This is a genomic window from Mycobacterium sp. NGS50, from assembly GCF_059812545.1.
Genome location: NZ_JCALCW010000072.1, coordinates 1 through 2269, shown reverse-complemented (window position 1 = coordinate 2269; position 2269 = coordinate 1). Strand labels below are relative to the sequence as shown.

The window sequence follows — 2269 nt, the reverse complement described above, 5'->3', positions numbered from 1 at the left end:
CAGACTGACTCATAGCCCTCGAAATCGGCGTTTTTGCAAATCTGCACGTCGATTTCAGTCGGCAGTCGGGAACTTGGGCACCCGGGATGACCCGTCGCCGACCACACCGCGGCTCATCGCCGTGGTGTGGTCGCGGCTTCGCCGCTCAACACACTCCATCGCCTCAGGAATGAATGCGAGCATTCATTCCATTCGGCTCAGTCGTGTGTCCGAGGGGGGACTTGAACCCCCACGCCCATTAATAGGGCACTAGCACCTCAAGCTAGCGCGTCTGCCATTCCGCCACTCGGACCTACACCCTGCAAGGGCAGCTAAGGCTAACGGATCGGACTGCCCGGACCCAAACCTGCTGTCATGAGGAATGGTAGGAAAGGTGACTGTGAGCGTTGCCATGGACCCCCGTGATGCGGTGGTGGAGATTGTCAGCCGACTGATCCGGTTCGACACCAGCAACACCGGCGAACCCGAGACCACCCGCGGCGAGGCCGAGTGTGCCCGCTGGGTGGCGCAACAACTCGAAGAAGTCGGCTACCAAACCGAATATGTCGAATCCGGCGCCCCGGGCCGCGGCAACGTGTTCGCCCGGCTGGCCGGAGCGGACCGGACCCGGGGCGCGCTGCTGGTCCACGGCCACCTCGACGTGGTGCCGGCCGAGCCCGCGGACTGGAGCGTGCACCCGTTCTCCGGCGCCGTCGAGGACGGCTACGTGTGGGGACGCGGCGCGGTCGACATGAAGGACATGGTGGGCATGATGATCGCGGTCGCCCGCCACTTCGCCCAGACCGGCACGGTGCCGCCGCGCGACCTGGTGTTCGCCTTCCTCGCCGACGAGGAGGCCGGGGGCCGCTACGGGGGGCAGTGGCTGGTCGATCACCGCCCCGATCTGTTCGACGGCATCACCGAGGCCATCGGTGAGGTGGGCGGCTTCTCGCTGACCGTGCCGCGCCGCGACGGCGGGGAACGCCGGCTGTACCTGATCGAGACCGCCGAGAAGGGCATCCGGTGGATGCGGCTGACCGCCCGGGGGCGCGCCGGGCACGGCTCGATGGTGCACGACGACAACGCCGTCACCCTGGTCGCCGAGGCGGTGGCGCGGCTGGGCCGCCACCAGTTCCCGCTGGTCCTGACCGAATCGGTGCTGGAGTTCTTGGCCGCTGTCAGCGAGGAGACCGGGTACACCTTCGATCCGGAATCCCCTGACCTGGAGGGCGCCATCGACAAACTGGGCCCGGTGGCGCGCATCGTCAAAGCCACCCTGCGCGACACCGCCAACCCGACGATGCTGAAGGCCGGCTACAAGGCCAACGTGATCCCGGCGACCGCCGAGGCGGTCGTGGACTGCCGGATCCTGCCCGGCCGTCAGGCGGCATTCGAGGCCGAGGTCGACGCGCTGCTCGGCCCGGACGTGGTCCGCGAGTGGATCACCGAGCAGCCGCCGTATGAGACGGGCTTCGATGGTGATCTGGTCGACGCGATGAATGCCGCGCTGCTGGCCAGCGATCCCGACGCCCGCATCGTGCCCTACATGCTGTCCGGGGGGACCGACGCGAAGGCCTTCGCCCGCTTGGGGATTCGGTGCTTCGGGTTCGTACCATTGCGGCTGCCGCCGGAACTGGACTTCGCTGCGTTGTTCCACGGCGTCGACGAACGGGTACCCGTGGACGCACTCAAGTTCGGCACCGGGGTGCTGCAGTATTTTCTGACTCATTGTTGACGACGAGAGGATCAAGATGACCACATCGCCCGACCCGTACGCCGCCCTGCCGCAGCTGCCGTCGTTCACGCTGACTTCTCAGTCGGTCACCGACGGGCAGCCCCTGGGCGCCGCCCAGGTCAGCGGCATCATGGGTGCCGGAGGCCAGGACAACAGCCCGCAGCTGAGCTGGTCGGGATTCCCCGAGCAGACCCGCAGCTTCGCGGTCACCGTGTATGACCCCGACGCCCCGACGCTGTCCGGGTTCTGGCACTGGGCGGTGGCCAACCTGCCGGTTGACGTCACCCAGCTGGCTGAGGGGGCCGGTGACGGCGGCGCGCTGCCCGGCGGCGCGCTGACCCTGGCGAACGACGCGGGGTTGCGGCGCTACGTGGGCGCCGCGCCGCCGGCCGGGCACGGCCCGCACCGGTACTACATCGCCGTTCACGCGGTGGATGTGGAGAAGTTGGAGCTGGGTGAGGATGCCAGCCCGGCGTATCTGGGGTTCAACCTGTTCCAGCACGCGATCGCCCGGGCCGTCATCTACGCCACCTACGAGCAGAAGTAGTTCCCCGG

At 68.0% G+C, this 2269-nt stretch carries 2 protein-coding genes and 1 tRNA gene; 2 read left to right on the top strand and 1 reads right to left on the bottom strand.

Features of this window, described 5'->3' with window-relative positions; translation table 11 throughout:
• Nucleotides 1-206 precede the first annotated feature (206 nt).
• Nucleotides 207-292 (bottom strand) — tRNA-Leu (locus AC5Y36_RS25700).
• Nucleotides 293-391: 99 nt separating this feature from the next.
• On the opposite strand from AC5Y36_RS25700, the gene AC5Y36_RS25695 reads away from it, so the two are divergent.
• Together AC5Y36_RS25695 and AC5Y36_RS25690 are read left to right on the top strand one after the other, a co-directional pair.
• A complete protein-coding gene (locus tag AC5Y36_RS25695; RefSeq protein ID WP_500043800.1) occupies nt 392-1714 on the top strand; it encodes a M20/M25/M40 family metallo-hydrolase in 1323 nt (440 codons plus the stop codon).
• A gap of 16 nt (nt 1715-1730) precedes the next feature.
• Nucleotides 1731-2261, top strand: a complete 531-nt coding sequence (locus AC5Y36_RS25690) for a YbhB/YbcL family Raf kinase inhibitor-like protein (protein ID WP_500043799.1) — start codon at nt 1731-1733, stop codon at nt 2259-2261.
• The last annotated feature ends 8 nt before the right edge of the window (nt 2262-2269 follow it).